This window comes from Ancylobacter sp. IITR112 (assembly GCF_041415945.1).
Lineage (GTDB): Bacteria > Pseudomonadota > Alphaproteobacteria > Rhizobiales > Xanthobacteraceae > Ancylobacter.
In genome coordinates this window covers 1,916,611-1,941,765 of the sequence record NZ_JBGCUS010000001.1, presented here as the reverse complement: position 1 = coordinate 1,941,765, position 25,155 = coordinate 1,916,611, and the positions used below count along the sequence as shown (strand labels likewise).

The 25,155-nt window shown below is 67.7% G+C and carries 22 protein-coding genes, 2 tRNA genes and 1 pseudogene; 16 read left to right on the top strand and 9 right to left on the bottom strand.

All coding sequences use genetic code 11. The features are described 5' to 3' along the window. Positions 1 to 5 precede the first annotated feature (5 nt). The 9 genes from AAC979_RS09440 to hypE are packed head-to-tail and all read left to right on the top strand — an operon-like array spanning position 6 to position 7,975. Positions 6 to 878, top strand: a complete 873-nt coding sequence (locus AAC979_RS09440; RefSeq protein WP_371346579.1) for a hydrogenase expression/formation protein — start codon at positions 6 to 8, stop codon at positions 876 to 878. Positions 879 to 887: 9 nt separating this feature from the next. Next, entirely contained in the window at positions 888 to 1,769 is an 882-nt protein-coding gene (gene hybE / locus AAC979_RS09435; RefSeq protein ID WP_371346578.1) for a [NiFe]-hydrogenase assembly chaperone HybE, read from the top strand. Then, positions 1,766 to 2,749, top strand: a complete 984-nt coding sequence (locus AAC979_RS09430) for a nickel-dependent hydrogenase large subunit (protein WP_371346577.1) — start codon at positions 1,766 to 1,768, stop codon at positions 2,747 to 2,749. The genes hybE and AAC979_RS09430 overlap by 4 nt, the downstream gene beginning before the upstream one ends. Then, positions 2,742 to 3,083, top strand: coding sequence for a hydrogenase maturation nickel metallochaperone HypA (gene hypA / locus AAC979_RS09425; RefSeq protein ID WP_371346576.1), 342 nt, complete (start codon positions 2,742 to 2,744; stop codon positions 3,081 to 3,083). The genes AAC979_RS09430 and hypA overlap by 8 nt, the downstream gene beginning before the upstream one ends. After that, positions 3,083 to 3,970 (top strand): hydrogenase nickel incorporation protein HypB, encoded by an 888-nt coding sequence (gene hypB / locus AAC979_RS09420; RefSeq protein WP_371346575.1) that lies wholly within the window; start codon positions 3,083 to 3,085, stop codon positions 3,968 to 3,970. The genes hypA and hypB overlap by 1 nt, the downstream gene beginning before the upstream one ends. Then, entirely contained in the window at positions 3,967 to 5,439 is a 1,473-nt protein-coding gene (locus tag AAC979_RS09415) for a sigma-54-dependent transcriptional regulator (protein ID WP_371346574.1), read from the top strand. The genes hypB and AAC979_RS09415 overlap by 4 nt, the downstream gene beginning before the upstream one ends. Positions 5,440 to 5,451: 12 nt before the next feature. Next, the gene (hypC, locus tag AAC979_RS09410; protein ID WP_371346573.1) at positions 5,452 to 5,766 is read left to right on the top strand and encodes a HypC/HybG/HupF family hydrogenase formation chaperone; all 315 of its coding nucleotides are present in this window, start codon (positions 5,452 to 5,454) and stop codon (positions 5,764 to 5,766) included. A gap of 14 nt (positions 5,767 to 5,780) precedes the next feature. After that, a complete protein-coding gene (hypD, locus tag AAC979_RS09405) occupies positions 5,781 to 6,917 on the top strand; it encodes a hydrogenase formation protein HypD (protein WP_371346572.1) in 1,137 nt (378 codons plus the stop codon). Next, on the top strand, positions 6,914 to 7,975 hold the full coding sequence (hypE, locus tag AAC979_RS09400; RefSeq protein ID WP_371346571.1) for a hydrogenase expression/formation protein HypE: 1,062 nt from the start codon (positions 6,914 to 6,916) through the stop codon (positions 7,973 to 7,975). The genes hypD and hypE overlap by 4 nt, the downstream gene beginning before the upstream one ends. Positions 7,976 to 8,014: 39 nt before the next feature. On the opposite strand, the gene AAC979_RS09395 is transcribed toward hypE, so the two are convergent. Together AAC979_RS09395 and AAC979_RS09390 are read right to left on the bottom strand one after the other, a co-directional pair. Beyond that, positions 8,015 to 8,359: a hypothetical protein gene (locus tag AAC979_RS09395; protein WP_371346570.1), complete on the bottom strand. Its 345-nt coding sequence runs from the start codon at positions 8,357 to 8,359 to the stop codon at positions 8,015 to 8,017. A 472-nt stretch (positions 8,360 to 8,831) separates the two neighbouring features. After that, a complete protein-coding gene (locus tag AAC979_RS09390) occupies positions 8,832 to 9,068 on the bottom strand; it encodes a multiprotein-bridging factor 1 family protein (RefSeq protein WP_371346569.1) in 237 nt (78 codons plus the stop codon). 147 nt (positions 9,069 to 9,215) lie between these two features. Here AAC979_RS09390 and AAC979_RS09385 point away from each other — a divergent pair, with 147 nt between their 5' ends. Both AAC979_RS09385 and AAC979_RS09380 read left to right on the top strand, forming a co-directional pair. Next, complete coding sequence (locus AAC979_RS09385) at positions 9,216 to 9,647, top strand: hypothetical protein (RefSeq protein WP_371346568.1); 432 nt, start codon at positions 9,216 to 9,218, stop codon at positions 9,645 to 9,647. 16 nt (positions 9,648 to 9,663) lie between these two features. Further along, positions 9,664 to 10,799 (top strand): IS3 family transposase gene (locus AAC979_RS09380; protein ID WP_371345425.1). Its coding sequence is split into 2 segments (ribosomal slippage): positions 9,664 to 9,919 and positions 9,919 to 10,799, totalling 1,137 coding nucleotides; the frame shifts between segments, so codons are not numbered across the junction. Here AAC979_RS09380 and AAC979_RS09375 read toward each other — a convergent pair. After that, on the bottom strand, positions 10,709 to 11,002 hold the full coding sequence (locus AAC979_RS09375) for a conjugal transfer protein TraD (protein ID WP_371346567.1): 294 nt from the start codon (positions 11,000 to 11,002) through the stop codon (positions 10,709 to 10,711). The two genes, AAC979_RS09380 and AAC979_RS09375, sit on opposite strands and share 91 nt — an antisense overlap. A gap of 1 nt (position 11,003) precedes the next feature. Continuing rightward, positions 11,004 to 11,330, bottom strand: a complete 327-nt coding sequence (locus tag AAC979_RS09370; RefSeq protein ID WP_371346566.1) for a conjugal transfer protein TraD — start codon at positions 11,328 to 11,330, stop codon at positions 11,004 to 11,006. A gap of 171 nt (positions 11,331 to 11,501) precedes the next feature. Between AAC979_RS09370 and traA the strand changes: the two are divergent. Further along, a pseudogene (gene traA / locus AAC979_RS09365) lies at positions 11,502 to 14,458 on the top strand (Ti-type conjugative transfer relaxase TraA). 128 nt (positions 14,459 to 14,586) lie between these two features. After that, positions 14,587 to 14,805, top strand: a complete 219-nt coding sequence (locus AAC979_RS09360; protein ID WP_371346565.1) for a helix-turn-helix transcriptional regulator — start codon at positions 14,587 to 14,589, stop codon at positions 14,803 to 14,805. A 109-nt stretch (positions 14,806 to 14,914) separates the two neighbouring features. Here AAC979_RS09360 and AAC979_RS09355 read toward each other — a convergent pair whose 3' ends face one another. The 5 genes from AAC979_RS09355 to AAC979_RS09335 form a co-directional block, all read right to left on the bottom strand. Then, complete coding sequence (locus AAC979_RS09355) at positions 14,915 to 16,474, bottom strand: Fic family protein (RefSeq protein ID WP_371346564.1); 1,560 nt, start codon at positions 16,472 to 16,474, stop codon at positions 14,915 to 14,917. A 279-nt stretch (positions 16,475 to 16,753) separates the two neighbouring features. Then, positions 16,754 to 18,028, bottom strand: a complete 1,275-nt coding sequence (locus AAC979_RS09350; protein ID WP_371346563.1) for a tyrosine-type recombinase/integrase — start codon at positions 18,026 to 18,028, stop codon at positions 16,754 to 16,756. A gap of 201 nt (positions 18,029 to 18,229) precedes the next feature. Next, positions 18,230 to 18,305, bottom strand: a tRNA-Asn gene (locus AAC979_RS09345). Between the two features lie 90 nt (positions 18,306 to 18,395). Further along, on the bottom strand, positions 18,396 to 20,195 hold the full coding sequence (locus AAC979_RS09340) for an ABC transporter ATP-binding protein (RefSeq protein WP_371346562.1): 1,800 nt from the start codon (positions 20,193 to 20,195) through the stop codon (positions 18,396 to 18,398). 195 nt (positions 20,196 to 20,390) lie between these two features. Then, positions 20,391 to 20,464: transfer RNA gene (locus AAC979_RS09335), tRNA-Cys, on the bottom strand. 400 nt (positions 20,465 to 20,864) lie between these two features. On the opposite strand from AAC979_RS09335, the gene AAC979_RS09330 reads away from it, so the two are divergent. The 3 genes from AAC979_RS09330 (at position 20,865) to AAC979_RS09320 (ending at position 25,112) form a co-directional block, all read left to right on the top strand. Further along, complete coding sequence (locus AAC979_RS09330) at positions 20,865 to 21,527, top strand: protein-L-isoaspartate O-methyltransferase (protein WP_371346561.1); 663 nt, start codon at positions 20,865 to 20,867, stop codon at positions 21,525 to 21,527. Between the two features lie 181 nt (positions 21,528 to 21,708). Continuing rightward, positions 21,709 to 23,118 carry a TolC family outer membrane protein gene (locus AAC979_RS09325; protein ID WP_371346560.1) on the top strand — a complete coding sequence of 470 codons (1,410 nt, stop codon included), beginning with the start codon at positions 21,709 to 21,711 and terminating at the stop codon, positions 23,116 to 23,118. Between the two features lie 224 nt (positions 23,119 to 23,342). Then, complete coding sequence (locus AAC979_RS09320) at positions 23,343 to 25,112, top strand: DUF2497 domain-containing protein (RefSeq protein ID WP_371346559.1); 1,770 nt, start codon at positions 23,343 to 23,345, stop codon at positions 25,110 to 25,112. Positions 25,113 to 25,155: the final 43 nt, after the last annotated feature.

Sequence of the window (25,155 nt, the reverse complement as noted above, 5' to 3'; positions counted from 1 at the left end):
CCGCCATGTCGTCCATCCCCTTCGCGACGGTTCCCCCCATCGGCTACGGCGCCGGCAGCCAGCCGGGTGAGGAGGCCGATGGCCTCGCCTATCTCGCCATGCCCTCCGGCATGCGCGTCTATGAGGCGCATCTGCCCGAGGTGGACGATCCCGCCCGCTTCGCCCCTGCGTTGGCGACGCTGGAGGCGATCCGCGCCGCGCTGGCGCAATGGACGCCGAACGGCTCCACCACCGTCGCACTGGATGCGCTGGACGCGGACAACCGGGCGCTGGTCGACGAGACGCTGGGCGAAGGCGAGGTCGCGATCGTGGTCGAGGTGCCGGGCGAACGCATCGAGATACAGGAGGCGAGTTGCGCGGGCGTGTGGCGGCTGCGGGCGACCGCTACCGCGCCTGGCGCGGCGCCGATCACGCGCGAGCGGATCGACATCGCGGCCTTCCCGCGCGGCGCGTTGCTGCGGGCGTTTCCGCGCGAATGGCCGGTCGACCTCGCCTCTGTCGCGACGCCGCGTCCGGGCGTGGTCAACGGCCCCGCCATCCTCGCCGAGATCGTGCACAAGGCACGCGAACACCGCCCCGGCGACCTGCCGCAGGTGATCAATCTCAGCCTGCTGCCGCACACGCCGGAGGACCTCGCCCTCATCAAGGCCGGGCTGGGGCGGGGCGGGATCACCATCCTCTCGCGCGGCTATGGCAATTGCCGCATCGACGCCACGGCGACGGCGGGGGTCTGGCGGGTGCGGTACTACAATTCCGCCGACACGCTGATCCTCGACACGATCGAGGTGACTGATGTGCCCGAGGTCGCCTGTGCCGCGCCGGAGGACATGGCCGACTCCGCCGAGCGGCTGGCCGATATCCTCGCCGCGATCCGCTAGGAGCGCTCCATGCTGACCAAGCGCTTTGAAGGTTCGTTTCTGGGCGACGCCGCCCGGCTGGCGCCAAACGCCGTGCTGGAATGCAAGATCTGCTGGCATGTCTATGATCCGGCCGTGGGCTGCGACTATTGGCAGGTGCCGGCCGGCACGCCCTTCGCGGCGCTGCCGGAGGAATGGCGCTGCCCGAAATGCGACGGCGCCCGCGACCAGTTCATGGTGATCGACACCGATGGGGAGGCACCCGTGCGCGCGCCGTCATCCGCGTCGCCGGCGGACGATCCGCGCCTCACGGCGCTGGCGGCGGCCATGCCAGCCCGTTTCGAGGCGGCGTTCCGGGAAATACATGTCGGCCAGATGCGCGGCGTGCCGCTGCTCAATGAGACCCTGGAGGTGAAGGCCATCGGCTTCCGCCCACATGGCGAGCGGGTGCTCGGCATGCTGGTCACGCCCTGGTTCATGAACCTCGTGCTGGTGCCGGGACCGGACGAGGACTGGTCGGCACTGGTTCCGGGCGCGAAAGAAATCATCGCCTTCCCCTCCGGCGAGTATGAATTCGTCGGCGCCAACCGCCCCGAGACGGGGCCTTACAAGGCGTGCTCGCTGTTTTCGCCCATGTTCGATTTCACCTCCATGCTGCAGGCGAGCGAGACGGCACGTGCCGCGCTCGCCGCGCTGTTCGACCCCGCCCATCGCGAGGAAGGCGACCGTTCCGACGACATACGCCGGGCGCGGCTTGCGGCGGTGGAGGCGGAGCATGCCTCCGCGCAGGACGAGGAGGCGCCGCCTCGGCAGGAGCGGGCCCCGGCCGCTGCCGCGCCGACCCGCCGCGCCCTCATCTTCGGCGCCGGCCTTGCCGCCGGCCCCGAGAACGGGCAGGGGAGCGGGGCATGATCGGCGCGCTCGATATCGCGCTGGACCCCGCCGGCGCGTCGCCCTGGCGGCTGGCGGCAGCCGGCGGTGGCATGGGAGCAACCTGGGCCGTCGGCCGGCCGGCGGAGGAAGTCGCCGGGCTGATGCCGCTTGTCTTCAACCTGTGCGGCGCCGCCCATGCGCAGGCGTCGCGTCAGGCGCTCGCCCTGCCGCCGGAAGCCGCCGGCGCCGCCGCGCTCGCCCGGCAGGAGCGGCTGCGCGACCACGCCCTCGCCATTCTCTCCGACTGGCCGTCGCTGCTTGGCCAGATGCCGGACCATGCGGCGCTGCGCGGTCTCGCCACGGCGGAGGCGCCGCTGTGGCTGCGCCGCCATCTGCTCGGCCGCGACCTTGATCTGGCGGGCTGCACGCTGGGCGAACTCGACCGCTGGCTGGCGGCGGCTCCCAGTCCCACCGCCTGCGGGCTTGCCGATCTCCGTGCGCGCGTCGATCCGGCCTGGGGCCGCGCCGAACTGCCCGCGCCCGCCGCGGCCGACATCGCCGCCGCGCTGGATGCCGGCGCGCCCACGGTTCCGCGCGAGACCACCGCTGCCGACGAGTGGCGCGCGGTGCCGCTTCTGCGCGACCTCCACGCCCGTGAAGGCGCGAGCCTGTTCCTGCGCATGCTGGCCCGGTTGCTCGATCTCCTCGCCTGCCTCGATCCCGCCCCCTGCGCGCCGCCGCAGGCCCTTCCGCCGGCCGGGCCGGGCATCGGTCTCGCCCGTGCCGCGCGCGGCGTGCTGGCGCATCGCGCCCGCGTCGCCGGCGGCCTCGTCACGGACTATCGCGTGCTGTCGCCGAGCGCGTGGAATCTCGCTCCGGACGGGTTGCTCGCCCGCATGCTGGCGGCCTTGCCGCTCAACGATCAGACGCCGATGCTGGCGCGCCTCGTCATTTCCTGCGTCAATCCGTGCGTCAAGGTCACGCTGCGGCTCGGCGCGCGGGAGAAGGCCCATGCATGAGATGGCGCTGTGCGAGAGCCTTCTGGACTCGCTGAAGGATGCCGCCCGCACCCATGGCTTCGCCAAGGTGACGAAGGTGCGGCTGGTGGTCGGTCCCTTCGCCGGGGTCGAGGTGGAGGCGCTGCGCTTCGGCTTCGATGTGGTGATGCGTGGTTCGTTGGCGGAAGCGGCCCAGCTCGACATTCTCGCCGAGCCCGGCACCGCCTGGTGCTTCGACTGCTCCGATACCGTACCGCTCGCCGACCGGCTTTCCCCATGCCCCCAATGCGGTGGCGAGAGGCTGCGGCCCAATGGCGGCACCGAGATGCGTATCAAGGATCTGGAGGTGGTGTGATGTGCGTGACTTGCGGCTGCGGATCGGACAACGTCACCATCTCGGGCGCCCAGGGCGAGGCGCGCGGGCATGGGCATGAACACGGGCACGCTCATCACCACGGGCATGACCACCATCACGACCACGACCATCACCACGAGCATCATCCGGCCGCCCCGGCGGAAAGCCGGATGGTGGAGATCGAGCGCGGCATTCTCGCCAAGAACGACGCCTTTGCCGCTGAAAATCGCGCGCGTCTGAAGGCGGGCGGCATCGTCTCTTTCAATCTTCTCGCTGGACCCGGTGCCGGCAAGACCACGCTGCTGGTCGAGACGCTGCGCGCGCTGGGCGCGCGGGTGCCCGCGGCGGTGATCGAGGGCGACCAGCAGACCGCCAACGACGCCGAGCGCATCCGCGCCACCGGCACCCCCGCCGTGCAGATCAACACCGGCAAGGGCTGTCATCTCGACGCGCATATGGTCGGCCATGCGCTGGAGGAACTGCCGCTGCCGCCGGGCGGGCTGCTGTTCATCGAGAATGTCGGCAATCTCGTCTGCCCCGCCGCCTTCGACCTGGGCGAGGATCAGCGGGTGACGCTGCTCTCGGTGACGGAAGGCGAGGACAAGCCGCTGAAATATCCCGACATCTTCGAAGCCGCCGATCTCGTTCTGCTCACCAAGACCGATTTGCTGCCGCATCTCCATGTCGATGTGGCGCTGATCGAGCGCAACATTGCCCGCATCAACCCCGTCGCTTCGATCCTGCAGGTGAACGCCACGTCGCCCGGCGGCCTCGGCGCCTGGCTCGGCTGGCTCGGCGAGGTGCGACGCCGGCGCCTCGCCGAACTCGCCGCCGACACCGAGAACCGGGCGCGGGCGCTGCGCGCGGCGGCGGAGGCATTGCCGTGAGCCAGACCCGACCCGGCATCCTCATCGTCGATGACGAGCCACGCTCGGTCGAGGTGATCGCCCGCGTGCTCGGCGAGGAGTTCGAGGTGTTCACGGCGCTCGACGCCACGCGCGCGCTGGAGATTCTGGAAAATGAGTGGGTGCAGGTCGTGTTCTGCGACCAGCGCATGCCCGGCCGTTCGGGCGTCGACCTGCTCACCGAGGTCCGCCGGCGCTGGCCGGATGTCGTGCGCATCATCGTCACCGGCTATACCGACCCGCGCGACATGATCGGCGCCATCAACGAAGCCGGCATCTACCAGTTCATCACCAAGCCCTGGCACCCCGACCAGCTTCTGCTGGCGGCGCAGGGGGCGGCGCGGCTCTACCATCTTCAGCGCGAATATGACCGGCTGTCGCTCGAACTGAAGCTCGCCGCGCCGACGGCCGAGATGCGCTTTGCCGAGCAGCAGGAGCGGGTGCGGCGGAATTTCCATTTCGACGCGCTGGTGCGCACCCCCGCCAGCCCGCTGAACGAGGTCTGCCGACGCGCGGCGCAGGTCGCCGCCTTCGACATTCCCGTTCTGGTGCTGGGCGAGACGGGCACGGGCAAGGAATTGCTGGCGCGTGCCATCCACTATTCCAGCCTGCGCTCGGAGCGGCCCTTCTTCGCGGTCAATTGCGGGGCGATTCCGGACGAGTTGCTGGAATCCGAGCTGTTCGGCCACAAGAAGGGCGCCTTCACCGGCGCCCACACGACGCGGATCGGCCTGCTCGATCAGGCCGATGGCGGCACCATCCTGCTCGATGAGATCGGCGATGTGTCGCCGGCCTTCCAGGTCAAGCTGCTGCGCTTCCTGCAGGAGGGCGAGATCCGCCCGGTGGGCGCCAATGAGACGCGGCGGGTGGATGTGCGCATCCTCGCCGCCACCCATCGCGACCTCGCCGGCGAGGTGAAGGCCGGCCGCTTCCGCGAGGACCTGTATTACCGGCTCGCCGCGATGGTGCTCACCTTGCCGCCGCTGCGCGAGCGGCGGGGCGATCTGCGCGTGCTGGCGCCGCGCATTCTCGACAGCCTGTCCAGCGCGCATGGCAAGCGCACCCAGGGCTTCACCGAGGAAGCGCTGGCCTGCATCGAGGCCTATGACTGGCCGGGCAATGTGCGCGAATTGCAGAACGAACTGACGCGCATGCTGGTGCTGGCCGGGGGCGGGCCGCTGGGCGCCGACCTGCTGTCGCCGCATGTGCTGCGCGGGGCTGCCGCCTCCAGCGCCAACGCGACGGCGGCCGATCTCGCCGTCAAGGATACCGGCCCGCTCAAGGACCGCATCGAGCGCATGGAAGCGCTGATCCTGATGGAAACGCTGCTGCGCTGCCGCTGGAACAAGAGCCGCGCGGCGGAGGAACTCGGCCTGTCGCGCGTCGGTCTGCGCGCCAAGCTCGACCGCTACGGCATCGCTCGCGACGGCACGTTCGGCAGTAGCCATTGAGGAGAAAACGCCATGTGTCTCGGCATACCCGGCCGCATCGTCGCCATCGTCGATGAAGAGGCCATGCTCGCCAGCGTCGATGTGTCCGGCGTGCGCCGCACCGTCGATGTGGTCTGCGTCGCCGCGCCCGGCCGCCCGCTCGATGAGCTGATCGGCGCCTGGGTACTGGTGCATGTGGGCTTCGCCATGAGCGTCATTGACGAGGAAGAGGCCGCCGCCACGCTGAAGGTGCTCACCGAGATCGGCGAGGCCGAGGGTGAGATCGAGGCGATGCGGACGGGCAGCGTCGAACCCTTCCTTCCCTCAGCCGCGCCGCGCGCGCACTAAGCGGGAGTCCCGAAATGCGCTATGTCGATGAATTTCGCGACCCCGCTCTGGCGCGCGGGCTGATCCGCGAGATCGAAACGCTCGCCGCGCGGATGGGCCGTGGCCGCGACCGGCCCTTCGCCATCATGGAAGTGTGCGGCGGGCACACCCATGCAATCTTCCGTTATGGGCTGGAGGGGTTGCTGCCGGACATCATCGAGTTCGTCCACGGCCCCGGCTGCCCGGTCTGCGTGCTGCCCATGGGCCGGGTGGACGACTGCGTCGCCATCGCCGAGCGTCCCGAGGTGATCTTCGCCACTTTCGGCGACGCGATGCGCGTGCCGGGCTCGGCGAAAAGCCTGCTCGCCGCCAAGGCGGACGGCGCGGATGTGCGCATGGTCTATTCGCCGCTCGACGCGCTGGCGCTGGCCCGCCGCCATCCCGACCGCGAGGTGGTGTTCTTCGGCCTCGGCTTCGAGACCACCATGCCGTCCACCGCGCTCACCGTGCTGCGCGCGGCGCGCGAGGGCATCGAGAATTTCTCGATTTTCTGCAACCACATCACCATCATCCCGACGCTGCGCGCGCTGCTGGAAATGCCCGATCTCGGCATAGACGGCTTCATCGGACCGGGGCACGTCTCGATGGTGATCGGCACCGCGCCCTATCGCTTCATCGCCGAGGAGTTCGCCAAGCCCATGGTGGTGGCCGGCTTCGAGCCGATCGACCTGCTGCAGTCGCTGCTGATGGTGCTGCGCCAGCTCGATGAGGGGCGCGCGACAATCGAGAACCAGTATGCCCGCGTGGTGCCGGATGCCGGCAATGCGCGCGCCATGGGCGCGGTGGAGGACGTATACGAGGTGCGGCCGAGCTTCGAATGGCGCGGCCTCGGCTCCATCGCCCATTCCGGCGTGCGGCTGCGCGAGGCCTATGCCCGCTTCGACGCCGAGCGGCGCTTCGCGGTGCCGGAGGTGCAGGTGGCCGACCCCGCCGCCTGCCGTTGTGGCGAGGTGCTGACCGGGCAGATGAAGCCCTGGGCCTGCCCGGTCTTCGGCACTGGCTGCACACCGGAGATGCCGCTGGGGGCGCTGATGGTGTCGTCCGAGGGGGCCTGCGCCGCCTATTACCAGTATGGCGGCCTGCGTCCGCCGCGGCTGGAGGGCGCGGCATGAACCCGCCCATTCCAGTCCTTGCTGCCCCCCGGCGCCAATTGCCCAAGGCGGTCACCCTCGCCCATGGCGGCGGCGGCAGCGCCATGCGCGACCTGATCGACGAGGTGTTCATCGACACGTTCAAGGGCACGGCTGGTGCACCCGAGGACCAGGCCCGCTTCGATCTCGCCGCGTTGATGGCGCAGGGCGACCGGCTCGCCTTCACCACCGACGGGTTCGTCGTCGACCCGCTGTTCTTTCCCGGCGGCGACATCGGCACGCTCGCCGTCTGCGGGACCATCAACGATCTTGCCGTGGGCGCGGCGCGTCCGGTGGCGCTGTCCTGCGCCGTGATCATCGAGGAGGGGCTGGCGCTCGACACGCTGCGGGCGGTGGCGCTTTCCATGGCGCAAACGGCGCGGGCGGCGGGCGTGCCCATCGTCACCGGCGACACCAAGGTGGTCGCGCGCGGTGCCTGCGACAAGCTGTTCATCACCACGACCGGCATCGGCGTAGTCCGTGCCGGCATCGAGGTCGGCATCGGCCGGGCGCGGCCGGGCGATGTCGTGCTGGTCAACGGCTTGCTGGGCGACCATGGCGCGGCGATCCTCAACGCGCGCGGCGATCTCGCGCTGGAGACGGACATCGAAAGCGACTGCGCGGCGCTGCACGGGCTGATCGACCATCTCATCGCGGCGGCGCCGGGGGTGCGGATGATGCGGGACGCGACCCGCGGCGGCATCGCCGCCGTGCTCAACGAACTCGCCGCGGCCAGCGGCGTCGGCGTGCGAATCCGTGAGGCCGACACCCCGATCCGCGCCGAGGTGCAGGGCTTCTGCGAGATTCTCGGCCTCGATCCGCTCTACCTCGCCAATGAGGGCAAGATCGTCGCGGTGGTGCCGTCCGAGGAGGCGCCGGCGGCGCTGCGGGCCTTGCGCGCGCATCCGCTGGGGCAGGGGGCCGCCGCCATAGGCCGCGTCACCGAGGCCCGGCCCGGGCGGGTGGTGATGGAGACGCGCCTTGGCGGCGAGCGCGTCGTCGACATGCTGGTGGGCGACCAGTTGCCGCGCATCTGCTGACCCGGCGCCGGTACGCCGGCGCCACACCGATTCGGCCGTTTAGATGGAGGGGGCCCGGGCGCGGGCGATGGTCGCGTGGTCGGTTTCCGGCCAGGAGCTTTGGTTGAGCTCGGCGCGCTTGGCCGCGCCGTTCTCGAACTGGCAGACGACGTAGTGAACCTGGTTGTCGCGCAGAACCGCGCCCTGAACCCGGCCGTTCTGCGCGTCGCCGGAGACCTTCATGAAGGCGACTTCCTCGTCGCTCAGCTCATGGCCGGCCATGTCGCGCAGATGCTGCTGGCACTTCAGGCGTGCCGCATCGGCGGTGTCCTCGTCGCCGAGCAGCCACCAGCCGCTCGCGACGGTGGCGATGAGAACAAGACCATGGCGTCGCTTGAGCCGCATGCCGTACTCCACGTTCACATAGAATGCGCGGGACGCGGGCCCGGGCGCAAGCGCTTACCGCTGGAGGAGCGCGCGACATGTGTGACGAGGCAAGCTTGCCAGACGCTTGCACGAGGCGTCAGGGGCGGGGCGACGATGGGAGGAATGATTAGAAAAGACGGGACTGGGAATGGCAAGCCGCGGCGGCGCTGCGATCGACAAGGCGGGGCTTGTGAGAAGAAGAAATGGCTCCCTGAGCAAGCCAAAATACCTTAAGCAGAGCATTCAAATGTATATGATAAGTATTCTCAGAGAATGCGTCGAGCCAACAAATATGCCAACACTTTAAAATTTCTACATGGGTTGCGCTGGGTCCCAGTGAGGCGCTATGCGATCCTGAGCGGAGTGCAAGGATTAATTCGGACTGCCGGCCCGTTATTCGGCTTCGGCGTAATGATGACCCCGTCGGCCCACTGGCACGGCGAAGGCGCAGTCAGTTCGACTCGGAGGGCTTCCGGAAGCGCACGCCAGCGCCGCCCCCATTCTCCGGAATAAACTCGATGCCGGCGGCCTCAAAGGCGGCACGGATGTTTTCCATCGTACCAGCCCGAAGACGCTCACCGCGCTCCAAACGCGCGATGGTGTCAGGCGAAACGTTCGCTTTTTGCGCCAAGTCGCGGGTACCCCAGCCGAGCGCAACACGTGCCATTTTCGACTGGATGGGTGTCATTTCGTAACGGTGATACGATTATTCATTGAAGGCTGCCGTCGCGAGAGTTATCGTACCAAGGTTACGATTATTGTTTAGGCGGCCGTTCAGAGCGTTGGCCCGCTCAGAACGGCCTGACCACAACCCAAGCTGTCTGGAGCTCGGATCATGGCTGATTCTGAGATTAGCACGACTCTGTCCCGGCCATCCCGGAGGGACGTCATCTCCGCCGCTCTGCTGACGGTCGGCGGCGCTTCCTTCAACAGTTCGTCTGCGGCCGCGCCGCGTGATGGCGGCACGACAGATGCCGCTATCATTGCATGGAAAGCCTGGCGCACCGCGCATCGGCGCACGCTCGCTCTATGCCGGAAACAGCAACGCCTTGAGTCCGAACTTGCGCGGATGATCGGTTTTCCGCAGGTGGTTCTTGCTGCAGCCGAGCTGCCGTCACCAATGCGCATCGGCTCGCTGTGGCAGTTCGATGAGCTTGCAGCCGATCTGCCGTCGCTCTGCTCACAGCGCGAAGAAGTCGCTGCCGCGCTGCGCGCACTGAGGTGGTCCCCGAAATCCGGACAGGGAGTTAAGCTTGGTTCGGCCTGACGGAAGGACGAGCCCGATGACCGGGAAGAGGAAGCGATATTCATCGGATTTCAAGGCGAAGGTGGCCCTGGAGGCACTGCGCGGGGAACAGACGGTGGCCCAGTTGGCGGCGAAGCATGGTCTCCACCAGACCATGATCAACGCTTGGAAGAAGCAGGCCATCGAGGGGATGGCCGCAGTGTTCTCCGGCAAGGCGGAAGCGGCCGACGCCGCCCGCGAGAGCGAGATCGACCAGCTCCATGCCAAGATCGGCCAACTGGTGGTGGAACGGGATTTTTTGCGTCGGGCCTCCGGGCGATGAGCGTGGGGGCAAAACGCGACATGATCGAACCGGATCACCCCCGACTACCGATCACGCGCCAGTGCGCCCTGGTCGGCATCAGCCGGTCGGCTTTCTACGGCGGGCCGCGGATCGAAAGCCCCGAGACTCTTGCCATTATGCGGGCGATCGACGGCCAGTTTCTCGAGACGCCGTGGTACGGCTCGCGGCAAATGGTGCGCCATCTGCGCCGGCAGGGGCACGAGGTTGGGCGCAAGCGTGTGCGGCGCCTCATGGCCCGCATGGGGCTGGCCACCATCTACCAGCGGCCGAAGACCACGGTGCGCCACCCGCAGCACCGCATCTTCCCCTATCTCTTGCGCACCATGGCGATCGAGGAGCCCGACCAGGTCTGGTGCGCCGACATCACTTACATCCCGATGCGGCGCGGATTCCTGTATCTGGTCGCCATCATGGACTGGCACAGCCGCAGGGTTCTCTCCTGGCGGCTCTCCAACACCATGGAGGCCGACTTCTGCATCGAGGCACTGGAGGAGGCCTTGTCCCGGTTCGGGCGGCCGAGCATCTTCAACACCGACCAGGGAAGCCAGTTCACCAGCCCGCGCTTCGCAAAGGTGCTGCTGGACGCTGGCGTGCGGATCTCCATGGATGGCCGCGGCCGGTGGATGGACAACGTGTTCATCGAGCGCCTCTGGCGGTCCCTGAAATACGAGTGCATCTACCTCAACGCCTTCGAGACCGGGTCCGAGGCCCGCGCCGGGATCGGCCGATGGATCACCTACTACAACCGCACGAGGCCCCACTCGGCTCTCGGCGGCAGAACGCCGGAGGAGGTCCACATGGCCTGCGACGGCATCAACAAGGCGGCGTGACACACACCAGAACCAAGCTTAGCGAAGCCGCCAAAATGTCCGGCGAATGGGGACCACCTCATTTCGGCCATCCAGAGCAGTGCGCCGTAGATCATGGCGCGATCATCGCCGGTGAGGTCCACGATCCCGGCCTTAACCACGAGGCCGCCGAGTTCGATCAGATGCCGCGTCCGCCTGCGACGCTCGACCTGCCAGGTGCGCATGTCATGCCGGGCCCGAGCTGCCTGATGGCGAGTGCGCGCTGTCTGATTGCGGCGGAGGGCTGACCGGGTCGCGTTCAGATGCCGGTGCAGTTCGGCGTGCCCGTCCTTGAAAGAACGCCGCTCCCCGTCGCGCCCACGCCTCCTTCCGTCCGGCGTCTTTGGTCTCGGCGAGCACCAGCAGGGCGCCGGCAAGCTCCTCCGCCGTGAGCGTGTCCGCGCCGGTGGCGATCACCAGATCGCCAAGCTGCTGCACCTTGCGGGCCTTGAGCTCTCGTGCCTTGTCTTCGAGTGCCTTCAGTTCGGCATCGAAGTCCCGTGGCTTGCGCATTGTCCTCTCCATAGCAGTCGATGGAAGGATGATAGTTGAGCGTGTCAGCGGTGGCTTTAATGTCGTCGGGACAGACTGGGATGGGCTCGTCGCTCCCGAGATTTTTTCGAGGGAGGGCGCGCTTATACGTCGTTCCAACGTGCGCTTTGCCGTGGTGATGTTCGGATCGCGATGGCGATCTATCATCTTCACGTCAAGGTCATCGGCCGCAAGGCTGGCTCCAGCGCGGTGGCGTCGGCCGCCTACCGCTCGGCCTCAAGGCTGCGCGACGTGCGGATCGATCGTGTCCAAGACTTCTCCGGCAAGCGTGGCGTCGTCCATTCCGAGGTGCTGCTGCCGGACGGGGCGCCCGAGATGTGGAGCGACCGCGAGCGGCTGTGGAACGATGTCGAAGCCTTCGAGCTGAGGAAGGACGCCCAGCTCGCCCGGGAGGTCGAATTCGCTTTGCCGCGGGAGATGAGCCCGGCGCAGGGGATCGCGCTCGCCCGTGACTTTGTCCAATCAGAATTCGTCGATCTCGGGATGGTCGCCGATCTCAATGTGCATTGGGATGTTGGCGAGGACGGCATGGCCAAGCCCCATGGCCACGTCATGCTCACCATGCGCTCGGTCGATGAGGACGGCTTCGGCCCGAAGGTGCGCGAGTGGAATGCGACCCAGATGGTCGAGCGCTGGCGCGAGCGCTGGGCCGATCTCGCCAATGAGCGGCTTGCTGAACTCGATATCGAAGCGCGCATTGATCATCGCAGCCTGGAGGCGCAGGGCATCGCGCTGGAGCCACAGTGCCAGATCGGCGCGCCTGCGCAACGCATCGAAGAAGAGGGGATCGAGGCTGCTGATCGGGCGGAGGTTCACCGGGAGATTGCGCGCGGCAATGGCGCGCGCATCATCGCCGATCCGTCTTTGGCATTGGACGCCATCACGCAACAGCAATCGACTTTCACCCGGCGCGACATGGCGCGGTTTGCACACCGCCACAGCGACGGCATCGAGCAGTTCAACGAGGTGATGGCCGCGATGGGCCGCGCGCCCGATCTCGTCGAGCTCGGCAAGGACGGACGCGGCGAGGACCGCTTCACCACCCGCCCGATGATCGAGGCCGAGCAGCGTCTGCACAGGGCTGCCGGTCTCATGGCGGAACGCGAGCGCCATGCCGTAAAGGATACAGAGAGGGAGGCGGCTCTTCAGCGTGCTGAGCAGCGTGGCCTTGTTCTCTCCGGTGAGCAGTCTGATGTGCTCTCGCACATCACCGGCACCCGCGATCTCGGCATCGTCGTCGGTTATGCCGGGACGGGGAAGAGCGCCATGCTGGGTGTCGCACGTGAGGCTTGGCAGGCGGCCGGCCTGGAGGTTCGAGGCGTCGCGCTGTCCGGCATCGCGGCGGAAAATCTGGAGAGCGGATCGGGCATCATGTCCCGAACGATCGCCAGCCTTGAACATGGCTGGGGGCAAGGCCGGGATCTGCTCACCTCACGCGATGTTCTGGTGATCGATGAGGCCGGCATGGTCGGCACGCGCCAGTTGGAGCGCGTGCTCTCCCATGCGGCAGATGCGGGCGCCAAGGTCGTGCTGGTCGGCGATCCGCAGCAACTGCAATCGATCGAGGCGGGCGCCGCCTTCAGGTCCCTCGTTGAGCGTCATGGCGGTGCGGAGATCAGCGAGGTCCGCCGCCAGCGCGCGGACTGGCAGCGCGACGCCACGCGCGATCTGGCGACCGGCCGGATCGGCGAGGCGATCCAGGCTTATGACAGGGGCGGCATGGTCCATGCCGCGCAGACGCGGAAGCAGGCGCGGGGCGACCTGATCGAGCGTTGGGACCGCGACCGGCAGGCCGCACCAGACCGTAGCCGCATCATTCTCACCCACACCAATGACGAGGTGCGCGCCCTCAACCAGGCCGTCCGCGCGCGGATGCGGGAGGCCGCGATCTCGGCGAGGAGGTGCGCGTCACCGTTGAGCGCGGCGCGCGTTCCTTCGCCCGTGGCGACCGCGTGATGTTCCTACAGAACGAGCGCGGCCTCGGGGTAAAGAATGGCACGCTCGGCACCCTCGAGCAGGTCAGCGCGCAGTCCATGTCCGTGCGCACGGATGATGGCCGATCCATCTCTTTCGACCTGAAAAACTATGACCGCATTGACCACGGCTATGCCGCCACCATCCACAAGGCGCAGGGCATGACGGTGGACCGCACCCATGTGCTGGCCACGCCTGGCATGGATGCCCATTCCAGCTATGTCGCGCTATCGCGCCACCGCGACGGGATGGAGCTGCACTTTGGCCGCGACGACTTCGCGGATAGGGACCGGCTGGTGCGCACCCTTTCGCGTGACCGGGCCAAGGACATGGCGTCGGACTATGCGCGCTCCGATCCGGCGCAGGACTATGCCGAGCGGCGCGGCATCACCTTCCGCCAGCGCGTCGTGGAGATCGTGCGCAAGGTTCCGGAGAAACTGCGCGACCTCGTCGACGGGCTACAGCCATCCGTGGAAGTTGCACGGGAAGCGCCAGCCCTGCGTGAAGAGCTCGGGAACAAAGCCGAGCCGCTCGCCCAGGAGCCTCCCGAGGATCCGGAGGCGGTGTTGCGCCGGGCGCGAACCCGCGCGCTCGTCCGGCATGCCCGCGCGTGGGACGCGATCCTCACCACGGCCGATGCGATCGGCCAGGGTACGCCCGAGCAGTTGCGCGAGCTCACTGATGCGCGCAATGCGTTCGAGGAGGTGAGGCCCCATGGCTGGCGCGATGCGGAAGCCGCCTATGAAAAGAATCCGGAGCTGGTACACGAGGCGGCCGGCGGCAAGCTCAATCGCACCATTCGCGCCCTCCGGCTTGAAACGGAAATCCGGACCGATCCGGAGCGCCGCGCCGGTCAATTTGTCGAGCGCTGGAAGAAGCTCGACCAGCAGCGTCAACGCCAGTACAGCGACGGCGATTACTCCGGCTACAAGGCCACCCGCGTCCAGATGGGCGACATGGCACGGAGCCTGGAGCGCGACCCGCAACTCGAATCCTTGCTCGCGGCTCGCCGGAAGGAACTCGGCATCAGCCTCAACACAGGCCGCAGTCTTGGTCGGGAACTGGCCCACAGCCACGGCATCGACTTCGACCGGAGCCGTGGTCTTGGAATCTAGACCCATCCGATGTGCCGCCGCCGCTTCGCCACGCCCCACCGGCGCCGTTCATCCTCTTGCCGGTCGACGGCTCCATGCCTTGTCTGAAGCAGGCGCCATCGGCGTACCCAGCAGGAGGCAGCACCGCCATGCAGACACCAGAGCGCATCATCCGCCTCAAGACCGTCCTTGCCCGCACCGGCCTATCTCGCTCCACCATCTATCGCAAGATCGCCGAGGGGACCTTCCCTGCCCAGCTCAGGATCAGCACCAACGGTGCCGGTTGGCGGGAATCCGACATCAACCGTTGGGTCGCGGATCCGCCCCGGTGGCGGGCACCGGACGAGACCGCAGTCGATAGGCTTTGATAGCGGGCCGACCATTTGGCGAAACAGCGCCGATGTTGTCGCTTGCCAAGCTTCCGATGGGGCGGCTCGTTTTCATCGATTGAAGGCCGATCGCTGTGCGCGGCCGCCTCTACTCCCCATCGCAATCAGAGGAAAACGCAGCCGCGTAGGCGCCCTCGACCCGCTCGATCTCCTTGGCCCTGAGCTCGCGGAATTCCTGCTCTCGGGCACGCTTTGAGAGAACTCCTTCATTCTGGCGCAGGAAGCGGAAGAGGAGATCAACGGTGCGATCCGGCATGTCGACGATCTGTCCGATCGCGACGCGGAACGCGTCATACGCCCGCAGGAAGCGCGTCTCGGCCGGCATGTCGATCTCGATCGTGCGCTCCACGCATGCGTAGAGGAATTCTGCGTGAGGCGTCGCGTCGAAATAGCGGTAGAAATCCGCCGTATCATTCAGCACCCGGACGTTACCGGTCGGCGTCGGCTCCCATTGGATGAAGGGGAGGAGGCGCGCAGACCAGATTTCCAGCGTCTGCCGATAATCATCGATGCGATCGAGGATCGCCGCGGAGATGGGAAAAACAACTCCCGGCGGATTGAACCCGCGTTCAGCAAGGACGTGATGGATCAGGTAGCGGTGCAGGCGCCCGTTCCCATCCTCGAAGGGATGGATGTAGACGAAGCCGAAGGCTAGTGCGGCAGCTGCGATCACCGGATCAAGTTGGCGCTCCGCTGCCGTGCGGTCGAAGGCCACCAATCCGTCGATGAGATCACGCAGGTCCTCGTGTCGGGCACTGATATGATCGGGCAGTGGCATACGGGTATAGCGGTCATGCTCGCCGACGAACCCGCCCTCCGTGCGTAGTCCAAGCTGGACGAAGCGCGCATCTCCGACGACGATGCGCTGAAGCCTCAAGAGCTCGTCAAGGTCGATGGAACGTCGGCCTGCCTCGCCGATGGCCCGGCCCCAGCGCTGGATACGATCCTGCGGCGGATGCTCTCCCTCGATGGCAAAGCTGGAGCGGGAATCCTTCAGCAGCAGGAAAGCCGCGGTGCGGGCCAGCAGGTCGCGCGGCACGTCAGCAATCGCGGTGCGCGCCTGTTCGGCGAGATTGCTGTCGTGGAAGGCCTTCAGGGCTTTCGTCGCAAACACCATGGGGCAGAAGGTCGGCGTGCCAGGCAGGTTGTTCTTGACCCGATGGCGGGTCGATGCGGTCCCAGACGCAGCCCATTGCAGGTCGGGATCGACGACGAGGGCATAGGCTCCCTTTTCGGCGGCTGGAAGATCGAGTGTCTCGCCAAGCAGCCATTCATACAGAAACCAGACGCGCCTTGCGTAAGAGCCGGTTGGCGTTGAGCGCACCAGCGCTTCGATTGGCGCCGGACCCGTGGCGCGAAAAATTCTCTTGAGGACGAGGAGATCGAGCCCCTCATATTTCAGGGCGAAGGTGAGGTGGCCTTCGAGACTGGCATCTGGCGCATGGCGCGGCGTGTATATGCGCCAGCCATCCCGTTCATAGAGACGGTGATGAGCTCCGATGGCGCAGAGTGTGCGCGGCAGCGGCACGGCAAGGCCGAACGCGTCGATGAGTGCGGCGTAGCCGGCGGGGGTCGCTTCTTCAGGGAGTGACTGGTCCTGAAAAACCGTAACTGGCCCTGAAAAATTGGATGTCGTGCCGTCGTTCATGAAAAAGCATTCTGGTGCGTCGCGGATAGCGTGGCTCAAACTATCCTGAAAAATCGTAACCATCCATGAAAAATGATAACGGAGGCCCATCTGATCTGATTTCTTCCGCCTAGGCGCGCGGCGAGCGACTGGCAGTTCTCGGCGCACTCAAGACCGGTAGCTTCGAGCGGCGCCCCGGATCGACAGCTTTCACGTCGTCCGACAGGCGCGGTAGAGGCGCCGCAGGATAGCCGCACCCAAGCCTCCCCCACCAATGAGGGGAAGCTCCGTCCACGGCCGTCACTGGCGAACTGATTGAAACTTTGCGGGCCTGCGCTGGGGATCGGCTTGGGTGCGGGCTTCCGCGATGGCCAACTCTCGAAGCCGATCCAACTCGTCTGCCCACCACTGCATCATCAACACGCGTTCGTCCCAATGCTCGCCGCGGGTATATGCCCGACGCACATTATTGCCCTCAACGTGGGCGAGCTGCCGCTCAATCGCATCGGGATGCCAGCGCCGGCTCTCATTGGCGAGTGTGGCAAACGCGGCCCGAAAACCGTGGGCGGTCATTTCCTCCGCCCCTATATCCAAGCGGCGTAGCGCGAAGTTCAGAGTGTTCTCGCTCATCGGCTTCCTAACCGAGACGGTCGCCGGAAACACGAAGGAACTGATCCCGCTTCGGGTGGCGTCGCGCAACTCCTGCAAGGTGGCCACGGCCTGTAAGGGCAGGGGCGTGCGGTGTGGTCGGCGCATCTTGGTTCGGCTGGCTGGAACGGTCCAGACCCCAGCTTCAAGGTCAATCTCGTCCCATGTGGCGGCACGGAGTTCGCCGGGACGGAGCGCAAGCAGGGCGAGCAGCTTCAGGCCTGCGACCGTCGTTTCCTGACCCTTCGTCCAGCGATAGATGGCCGCCATAAGCTCGCCAAGCCGCTTCGGGCGTGTGATGGCGGCGCGGTGCTTGGTCGTGGGTGCGATAAGTGCGCCTCGCAGATCGGCCGTCACATCCCGGTCGGCGCGACTGGTTGCGATCGCATAACGGAAGACCTGACCGATGATGCTGCGGGAGCGGCGCGCAGTCTCGTAGTGCCCTTTGACCTCCACCGCCCGCAGGACGGCAAGGATCTCTGGCGGTGTGATCTCGGCGATGGGGCGGTTGCGAAGAGGGGCTGCGATATCCTCCAGCAGCCAGTGCGCCTTCAGGAGGGTGGCCTCGGCTCGCCCTTCCTTGGTCATCTTATCGATGAACTCCGTCGCAATGACCCCGAAGGTGCTCGTTGCGGCCGCGACAGACGCCGCGACGGCGGCTTTGTTGGCTCGTTTGTTGGCTCCAGGGTCTACTCCCGAGGTCAACAACCTCTTGGCTTCGTCGCGCAGCCGCCGGGCATCGGCCAGCGAAATGAGTGGATAGGGCCCATGGGTGAGTTTCTTCTGTTTGCCCGCGAATCTGTAGGCCTGCTGCCAGACCCGGGCGCCGTTGGGCTTCACGAAAAGATAGAGCCCGCCACCGTCGGAAAGTTTGTATTCGCCTTCCCGGCCTTTGGCCGTCCGGCACGCTGCATCTGACAAGGCCATGTTCGCCCTCCCTGCTGATCGCTGGGATCACGAAAACACGGGCTGCAGGCCAACAACAAGGCCAACAAATTCGCGGGATGAGGTGGCTCTGGCCGATCCAGGCTGGGACAGCGAGCGGAGGCTGGAGAAGAAATTATCCAGCGAATTCAACGGCTAGCAAGGCAATCTGGGAAAAGCTGAGCCGCCCCGGAAACGGGGGAGTGGCTCCCTGAGCAGGACTCGAACCTGCGACCATTCGATTAACAGTCGAACGCTCTACCAACTGAGCTATCAGGGACCGGGGACGCCGTGGCGTCTCGGAGGCCGGCGATATAGCAATGCACGACGGGTTTGTGAACCCCTCCCGTCCCGCGCCATGTGGATATCCTCAGGCGCTGAGGCGTTCCTGCTGCCCGGCGAACTGTAGCTGGTGGAAGGTGAAATAGCGTCCGCGCTTGGCCACGAGCTCGTCATGCCGGCCGCTTTCGACCACGCGGCCCTTCTCGATCACGCAGATCTTGTCGGCGTTGATCACCGTCTGCAGACGATGGGCGATGACCAGCGTGGTGCGGTTGCGCTCCAGTTCCTTCAGCGCCTTCTGCACCTCGGCCTCGGATTCGCTGTCGAGCGCGGCGGTGGCTTCGTCGAGCAGCAGAATCGGCGCGTCCTTGAGGAAGGCGCGGGCGATGGCGATGCGCTGGCGCTGGCCGCCGGAGAGCTGGGTGCCGCGTTCGCCGACGCGGCTGTCATAGCCGCCCTCGAAGCCCATGATGAAGTCATGGGCATGGGCCGATTTGGCGGCGGCGATGATGTCCTCGTCGCTCGCGCCGGGCCGGCCGGCGGCGATGTTCTCGCGCACCGTACCGGTGAACAGGAACACGTCCTGGCTGACGAAGCCGATGGACCTGCGCAGCGAGTGGCGGGTGACGCTGTCGATGTTCTGGCCGTCAATGGTGATGCTGCCCGCCTCGACCTCGTAGAAGCGCTCCAGCAGGTTCATCACCGTGCTCTTGCCGCCGCCGGAGGGGCCGACCAGCGCCGTCGTCTCGCCGGGCGCAGCGACGAAGCTGAGGCCGCGCAGCACCGGCTCGCCCTCGCGATAGCTGAACTCCACCTCATCAAACACGACGCCGCCGCCGCGGATGACGAGTTCCGGCGTGCCGGGCGCATCCTCCTCCGTCGCCGGCCGGTCGAGAATGTCGAACAGCATGCGCGCGCCCAGAAGATGGGTGGTGAGGTCGATATTGAGCCGGGCCAGCCGCTTGGCCGGCTCGTAGCAGAGCAGCAGCGCGGTGATGACGGAGAAGAACTCGCCCGGCGTGCGCCCGCCATGCAGAACGCCCCAGCCGGCATACATGACGACGAGGCCGATGGCGACGCCGCCCAGCGCTTCCATCAGCGGGCCGGACTGCGACTGCGCCCGCATCATGCGGTTGGAAGCTTTCTCCATCCGGTCGATGCGCTCGAAGATCTTGGCCCGCTGCACCTCTTCCAGCGTGAAGGACTTGATGGTGCGGATGCCCTGAAACGAGTCGATCGACTCGGTCATGATCTGGATGGCGCTGTGGAATTCGCGGCTGAAGATCTTCTGCACCTTGCGGATCAGCGAGCGCACGCCGCCCACGGCGATGGGCATCACCACGAAGCCGATCATCGCCATGAACGGGTCCTGGATGATCATAACGGCGGTGAGGCCGATGACGGAGAGAAGGTCGCGCCCCAGGCTGGTGATGATGAGGTTCAGCACGTTGCGCGCGGCCTGCGCGCCTGTGTTGAAGCGCATCATGATCTCGGCGGTGTGGCTGCCGGAGAAGAAGGTCACGTCCTGCATCAGCAGGCGGTCGAGCACGCGCTTCTGATTGTCGGCGACGATCCGGTTGCCAACCTTGGCCAGCGTGACCGCCTGGCCATAGGCCGAGAAGCCCTTGACGATGGAGAGGGCGACGACGGAGCCGGAGAGAATCCAGATCGCCGCCGAGTTCTGCTCGACGAAGATGCGGTTGATGACATCGCCCATGAGATAGGCGAGCCCCGATGTCGTTCCGGCCATGATGCCCATGAACAGGAAGGACAGGGCGTAGCCCTTCCAATGGCGGCGCCCATCCTGGACGAACAGCCGGCGGACCGTGTCGCGGGTCTCCGGGCTGATCATGTTACGGAGCGCGTTGGCCATCTTGGGAGGCAACATCAGGGAGAATCCTTTTCACGAGCCCGGCCGCGCGGGTGTCGCTGCGCGTTCCGCCGCGCGGGAACCGGGTGCGGATCATCAACGACGATCATGGCTTGTTGTCAAACCCATGACGGCAGGCGCGCCGGCGGCCTCGGAGGCGGTGACGACACCCGCCGCCGGCCGTGTTGCCGGCCGGCGGCGGGTGTCGTGAACTGGAGGCCACGCCCGGAATCGAACCGGGGTGCACGGATTTGCAGTCCGCTGCGTAACCACTCCGCCACGTGGCCCGACCCAGGCTGCCGCGAGGCGCCTGATGGGGCCGGCGCGGCTCATAACAGAGCTCGGGCCGTAGGGCAACGCACCCGGCGCCGGAAGGTGGGGACGATCGCCGCTCCGGGCGCCGCGCCGCCCGGTCCTCCACCGCCCCTGCGCAGCGGCATTCCGCCGCGCCGTGCGAGGCGCGCTGGGGCGTGCGGCGCCGGGCGGCGGGCACAGAGCGGGCGGCAGGAGGGCGGCAGCGCACGCGCGGGCGCTTCAGGCTGGAAATCTTCAAGCCTGTCCGCCAAGAACGCTTGCAATGAACGCGCCGGTGCCGCAATTCTGACGCCGTTCGCTCGCGCCGCCCGGGCGCGCGCCTGTCGCGCTGCTGGGCGCGGCCCTGCCCGTTGCTTTCGAGGTTGTCGCCGAATGATCGATTTCGCCGAACTGCGCCGCGCCATGGTGGACGCCCAGGTGCGTGCCAACGACGTTACCGACCTGCGCATCGTCGCCGCCATGCTGGAGACGCCGCGCGAGCGCTTCGTGCCGGCCAGCCTGCGCAACTTCGCCTATATTGACGACGACGTGCTGGTGAAGGAGGGGGCGCCGGCGCGCTACCTCATGGAGCCGATGGTGCTGGCAAAGCTGCTACAGGCGGCCGAGATCGGGTCGGACGCGCTGGTGCTCGATGTCGGCGCGGCGAGCGGCTATTCCACCGCCGTGCTGGCGAAGCTCGCCGGCCAGGTGGTGGCGCTGGAAGAGGATGCCGAACTGGCCGCGCAGGGTTCGGCTCTGCTGGTCGAGCTCGGGCTGCTCAATGCCGCCTATGTGCAGGGGCCGATGACCGCCGGCTGGCCGAACGAGGCGCCTTACGACGTTATTCTGCTCAATGGCGGGATCGACGAGGCGCCCGAGGCGCTGCTGGCCCAGCTCAAGCCGGGAGGCCGGCTGGTGGCCGTTGTCGGGCGCGGGCGCGCCGGGCGCGCCACCGTCTTCACCCATACGACGGGCGGGATGGGTTCGCGCGTCGTGTTCGATGCTGCCGTGCCGACACTGCCGGGCTTCGAAGCGCGGCCGGGCTTTGTTTTCTAAGGATTTGCGGCACCCCTGTGGCTGATCTGCCGCGTGTGCGGCGAAATCGTCTGCGGGACCAAACCGGACGGTTCACAGCCCTTCTTCGAGCACCTATCCTGCGTCCGCAACATGGTAAAGAGTGAGAGAGTCGCCCGGGGGCAGGTGATTCCCATCAGTTTAGCGTTCGCAGAGGTTGGACATGTGGCTGTCGGCTACCGGGGGTAAGGTCGTCGCGTGCGCGGCGGTCGCATTTGTTGTTGGCATTTCGGTGCCAGCAAAGGCTCAGACCCTCGACCAGTCGCTCGCAGCGGCTTATCGCAACAATCCCACATTGAACTCGCAGCGCGCCGCCACCCGCGCCACCGACGAATATGTGCCGATCGCCCTTTCCGGCTATCGTCCGCAGGTCTTCGGCACGGCCTATCTTGGGGCGCAGTGGGCCGAGACGCGGCTCGATTCGAGCTATGCTGCCTCGCAGGGCACGCCCTCGCTCAGCATTGCCAAGACCTATCCCACCGGTGTCGGCGTCACGATCAGCCAGACCATCTATGATGGGCTGAAGACCGCCAATTCGGTGCGCAGCGCCGAATCGCAGGTGCGTGGCCAGCGCGAATTGCTCCGCAACACCGAGCAGCTCGTGCTGCTGGATGCGGCTACCGCCTATATGAACGTGCTGCAGAACGCGGCGCTGGTGGAACTGCAGAAGCAGAATCTCGAAGCCCTGAAGGAAGAGCTGCGCGCGGCGCGCGACCGTTTCTCCGTCGGCGAAATCACCCGCACCGACGTGGCCCAGGCGGAAGCCTCGGTGGCCAATGCGCAGAGCGAACTGGCTCTGGCCGAATCGAACCTCAACACGGCGAATGCCGTGTTCTATCAGGTGATCGGCCTGCGCCCGACCAAGCTGAGCCCCGGCCGGCCGATCGACCGTCTGCTCCCCAAGAGCGAGAAGGCCGCCGTCGATTCGGCGCTGACCCGCCATCCCGCCGTCAAGTCGGCGGAGTTCGCCGTCGATGCCGGCGTCTCCAATGTGAAGGTGGCGGAGGCGGCGCTCTCGCCGACGCTGACGCTGAACGGCGCGGCCTCGTCCGACTATAACAGCAGCCTCAACATCGCGCGGCAGACCTCGGCCTCGGCGACGCTCAACCTCACCGTGCCGATCTACCAGGGTGGCGGTGAGTTCGCCTCGATCCGGCAGGCCAAGGAGACGCTCGGCCAGCTTCGCATCGAGGTCGATGTCAATCGCGAGCAGGTGCGCGCCAATGCGGTGCAGTACTGGGGTTCGCTGGAAGCGGCCAAGGCAGCCATCGAATCGGCGCAAGCCTCCGTCGCGGCCAACGAGATCGCCCTGCGCGGCGTGCGCGAGGAATGGCGGGTCGGCCAGCGCACAACGCTCGACGTGCTGAACGCCCAGACGGCGCTGTTCAATGCCCGCGCCAGCCTCGTCATCGCCCAGCGCGACCGCGTGGTCGCCTCCTATTCCGTGCTGTCGGCTGCGGGCCAGCTCAGCGCCACGACGCTCGGCCTCAAGGTGCCGGTCTACAACCCGCAGATCCATTACGAGCAGGTTCGCGACGCCTGGATCGGGGTGCGCACCCCCGGCGGGCAGTAAGCCGGCTTTGCGTCCCCCGGGCGCGCCAGCCGGCGTGGCCGGGCAGGGCGGCGGCGGCTTGCGGCGGGCGCGGACGGCGTTAACCTTAGCTCGCGAACGTTGTTGGTCGTGCCGGGTTGCATCTTGGCGCGGCGCCCCCGGCGGTCCAGACTTCATGAAGTGTTAACGGGTTGAATTGTGCGCGTCGGCCGAGCGCCGTCGACCCCGGGATCGGAAAGTTGCGCATGGCGAATGGGAGAGGCAGCGAGCCGTCGATGGAGGAAATCCTCGCCTCCATCCGCCGCATCATTTCCGACGAGGTAGCCGCCGACCCGGCCGCCGCGCGCCAGGAAGCGTCGCGTCACGAGGCATCGCGCAGCGCGCCCCCCCGCCAGGATGCCTCACGCCAAGAGGCGTCGCGCCACGAGGCATCGCGCCAAGAGGCGTCGCGCCAGGATTCGGCGCACCACGAGGCCGCGCGCGCCGGACGCGAGGCGCCGGCCGGCCGGGCGGCGACGCCGTCCCGTGAGCCCTCGCCCCGCGCCGTCGCTCCCGCCGCCGCGCAATCGTCCCGTCCGGCCGCCGCTGCCCTCGATGCGGAGGCGCTGTCCTACGCGCCGCCGCCCTTCCGTGAGCGGGTGGAAAGCCCCGTGGACTACGCGCCGCGCGGGCGTGCGCCCGCCGCCGATCCGTTCGCCTCGCGGCCGGTCACCGTCGCCGCTGCCGCGCTGGCGACTCCGGCGTTCACCCCGCCCGCCATCGTGACCCGGGCGCCGGCCACGGCCGCTTATACCGACGGCGCCGCCGCCCGCGCGCTGGAGGCCCCGGCGCCGGTGGCGAGCGAGAGCCGCCCGCCGGAGCCTCGCCGCACCGAGCCGCGGCTGTTTCCCGATTCTCGCCCCATGCCGGATTTGCGGCCGCTGCCCGAGGTGCGCCCGCGCGCCGAGCCGCGCCTGGTGGAGCCGCGCCGCGCGCCGGCGTCCGCCGCGTCCGATCCGCGCGCGGCAGCCCTGCGGCCGTCATCGCTCGCTGCCGCCTCTGCGGCGGCCCCGGCCAGTATGGGCGCGCTGCCGCCGCTGCGGCCCTCCTATGCCCGGCCCTCGCCGGTGAAGCCGCCGGCGCCGCTCGACAGCGAACTCGACAAGCCGCTGGCCGCGGCACTGCTTGATCTCGCGATGGTGGAGCAGGCCGTCCAGGCGGAGCTGGCGCATGTGACGCTGAGCGAGCCGGCCGCGCCGGCCCAGCCGACGGCACCTCTGGCCGCCGCGCCGATTCCCGCGGCCCCGATCCCCACGACCCCGAGTCCCGCCGGGGCGGCACTGCCCGTGCGCGAGTCGGTCGTGCCTCCCGCCGCGCCGGCCCGCCCCGCTGCGGCGATGCCGGCACCGGCCGCGTCGCCCGCTCCCGCCGCGGTTGAGCGCGTGGAAGCCGAAAGCGCGACGGTCCCGCTCATCCCGCCCGCGCCCGAACCGGCGGTGCCGGCGGAAGGCGGGACGCATCCGGTGGCGGAGCCTGCGGAAATGCCGGCGCCGCGTCTCGTCGCGGTCGAGGCGCCCCGGGACGCGCTGCGCGCCAGTCCGGCGCCGGTGAGCGAGGAGATGCCGCCGGCCGGGCCGCGCGGCGCCGGTGAGCCGCGCCCTGCGGAACTCCGCACGCTGGAACCGCGCGCCTTTGAACCGCCTCGCGCCTACGAGCCGCGCCCGGTCGAGCCGCGCCCGGTCGAGCCGCGCCCGGTCGAGCCGCGCGCCACCACCGGCAACCGGCCGGCGCCGTCGGCGGAAGCCGCCGAGCCCGCGCGCGAGCGTCTGGTGTCGGCGCCGGCGAGCAGCGCGGTCTCCGCCGCCTTCAGCTCGCTGCAGCGCACCATGAGCAATCTACCGCCGCGTTCGATCGACGATCTCGTCACCGACGCGCTGCGGCCGATGCTCAAGGAATGGCTGGACGAGAACCTCCCGGCGCTGGTCGAGCGGCTGGTGCGGGCGGAGATCGAGCGCGTCGCCCGCCACGGACAATAGGCCGGGCACAATCGGCCCGATTCCGGGCTTTGCATCGCGCATT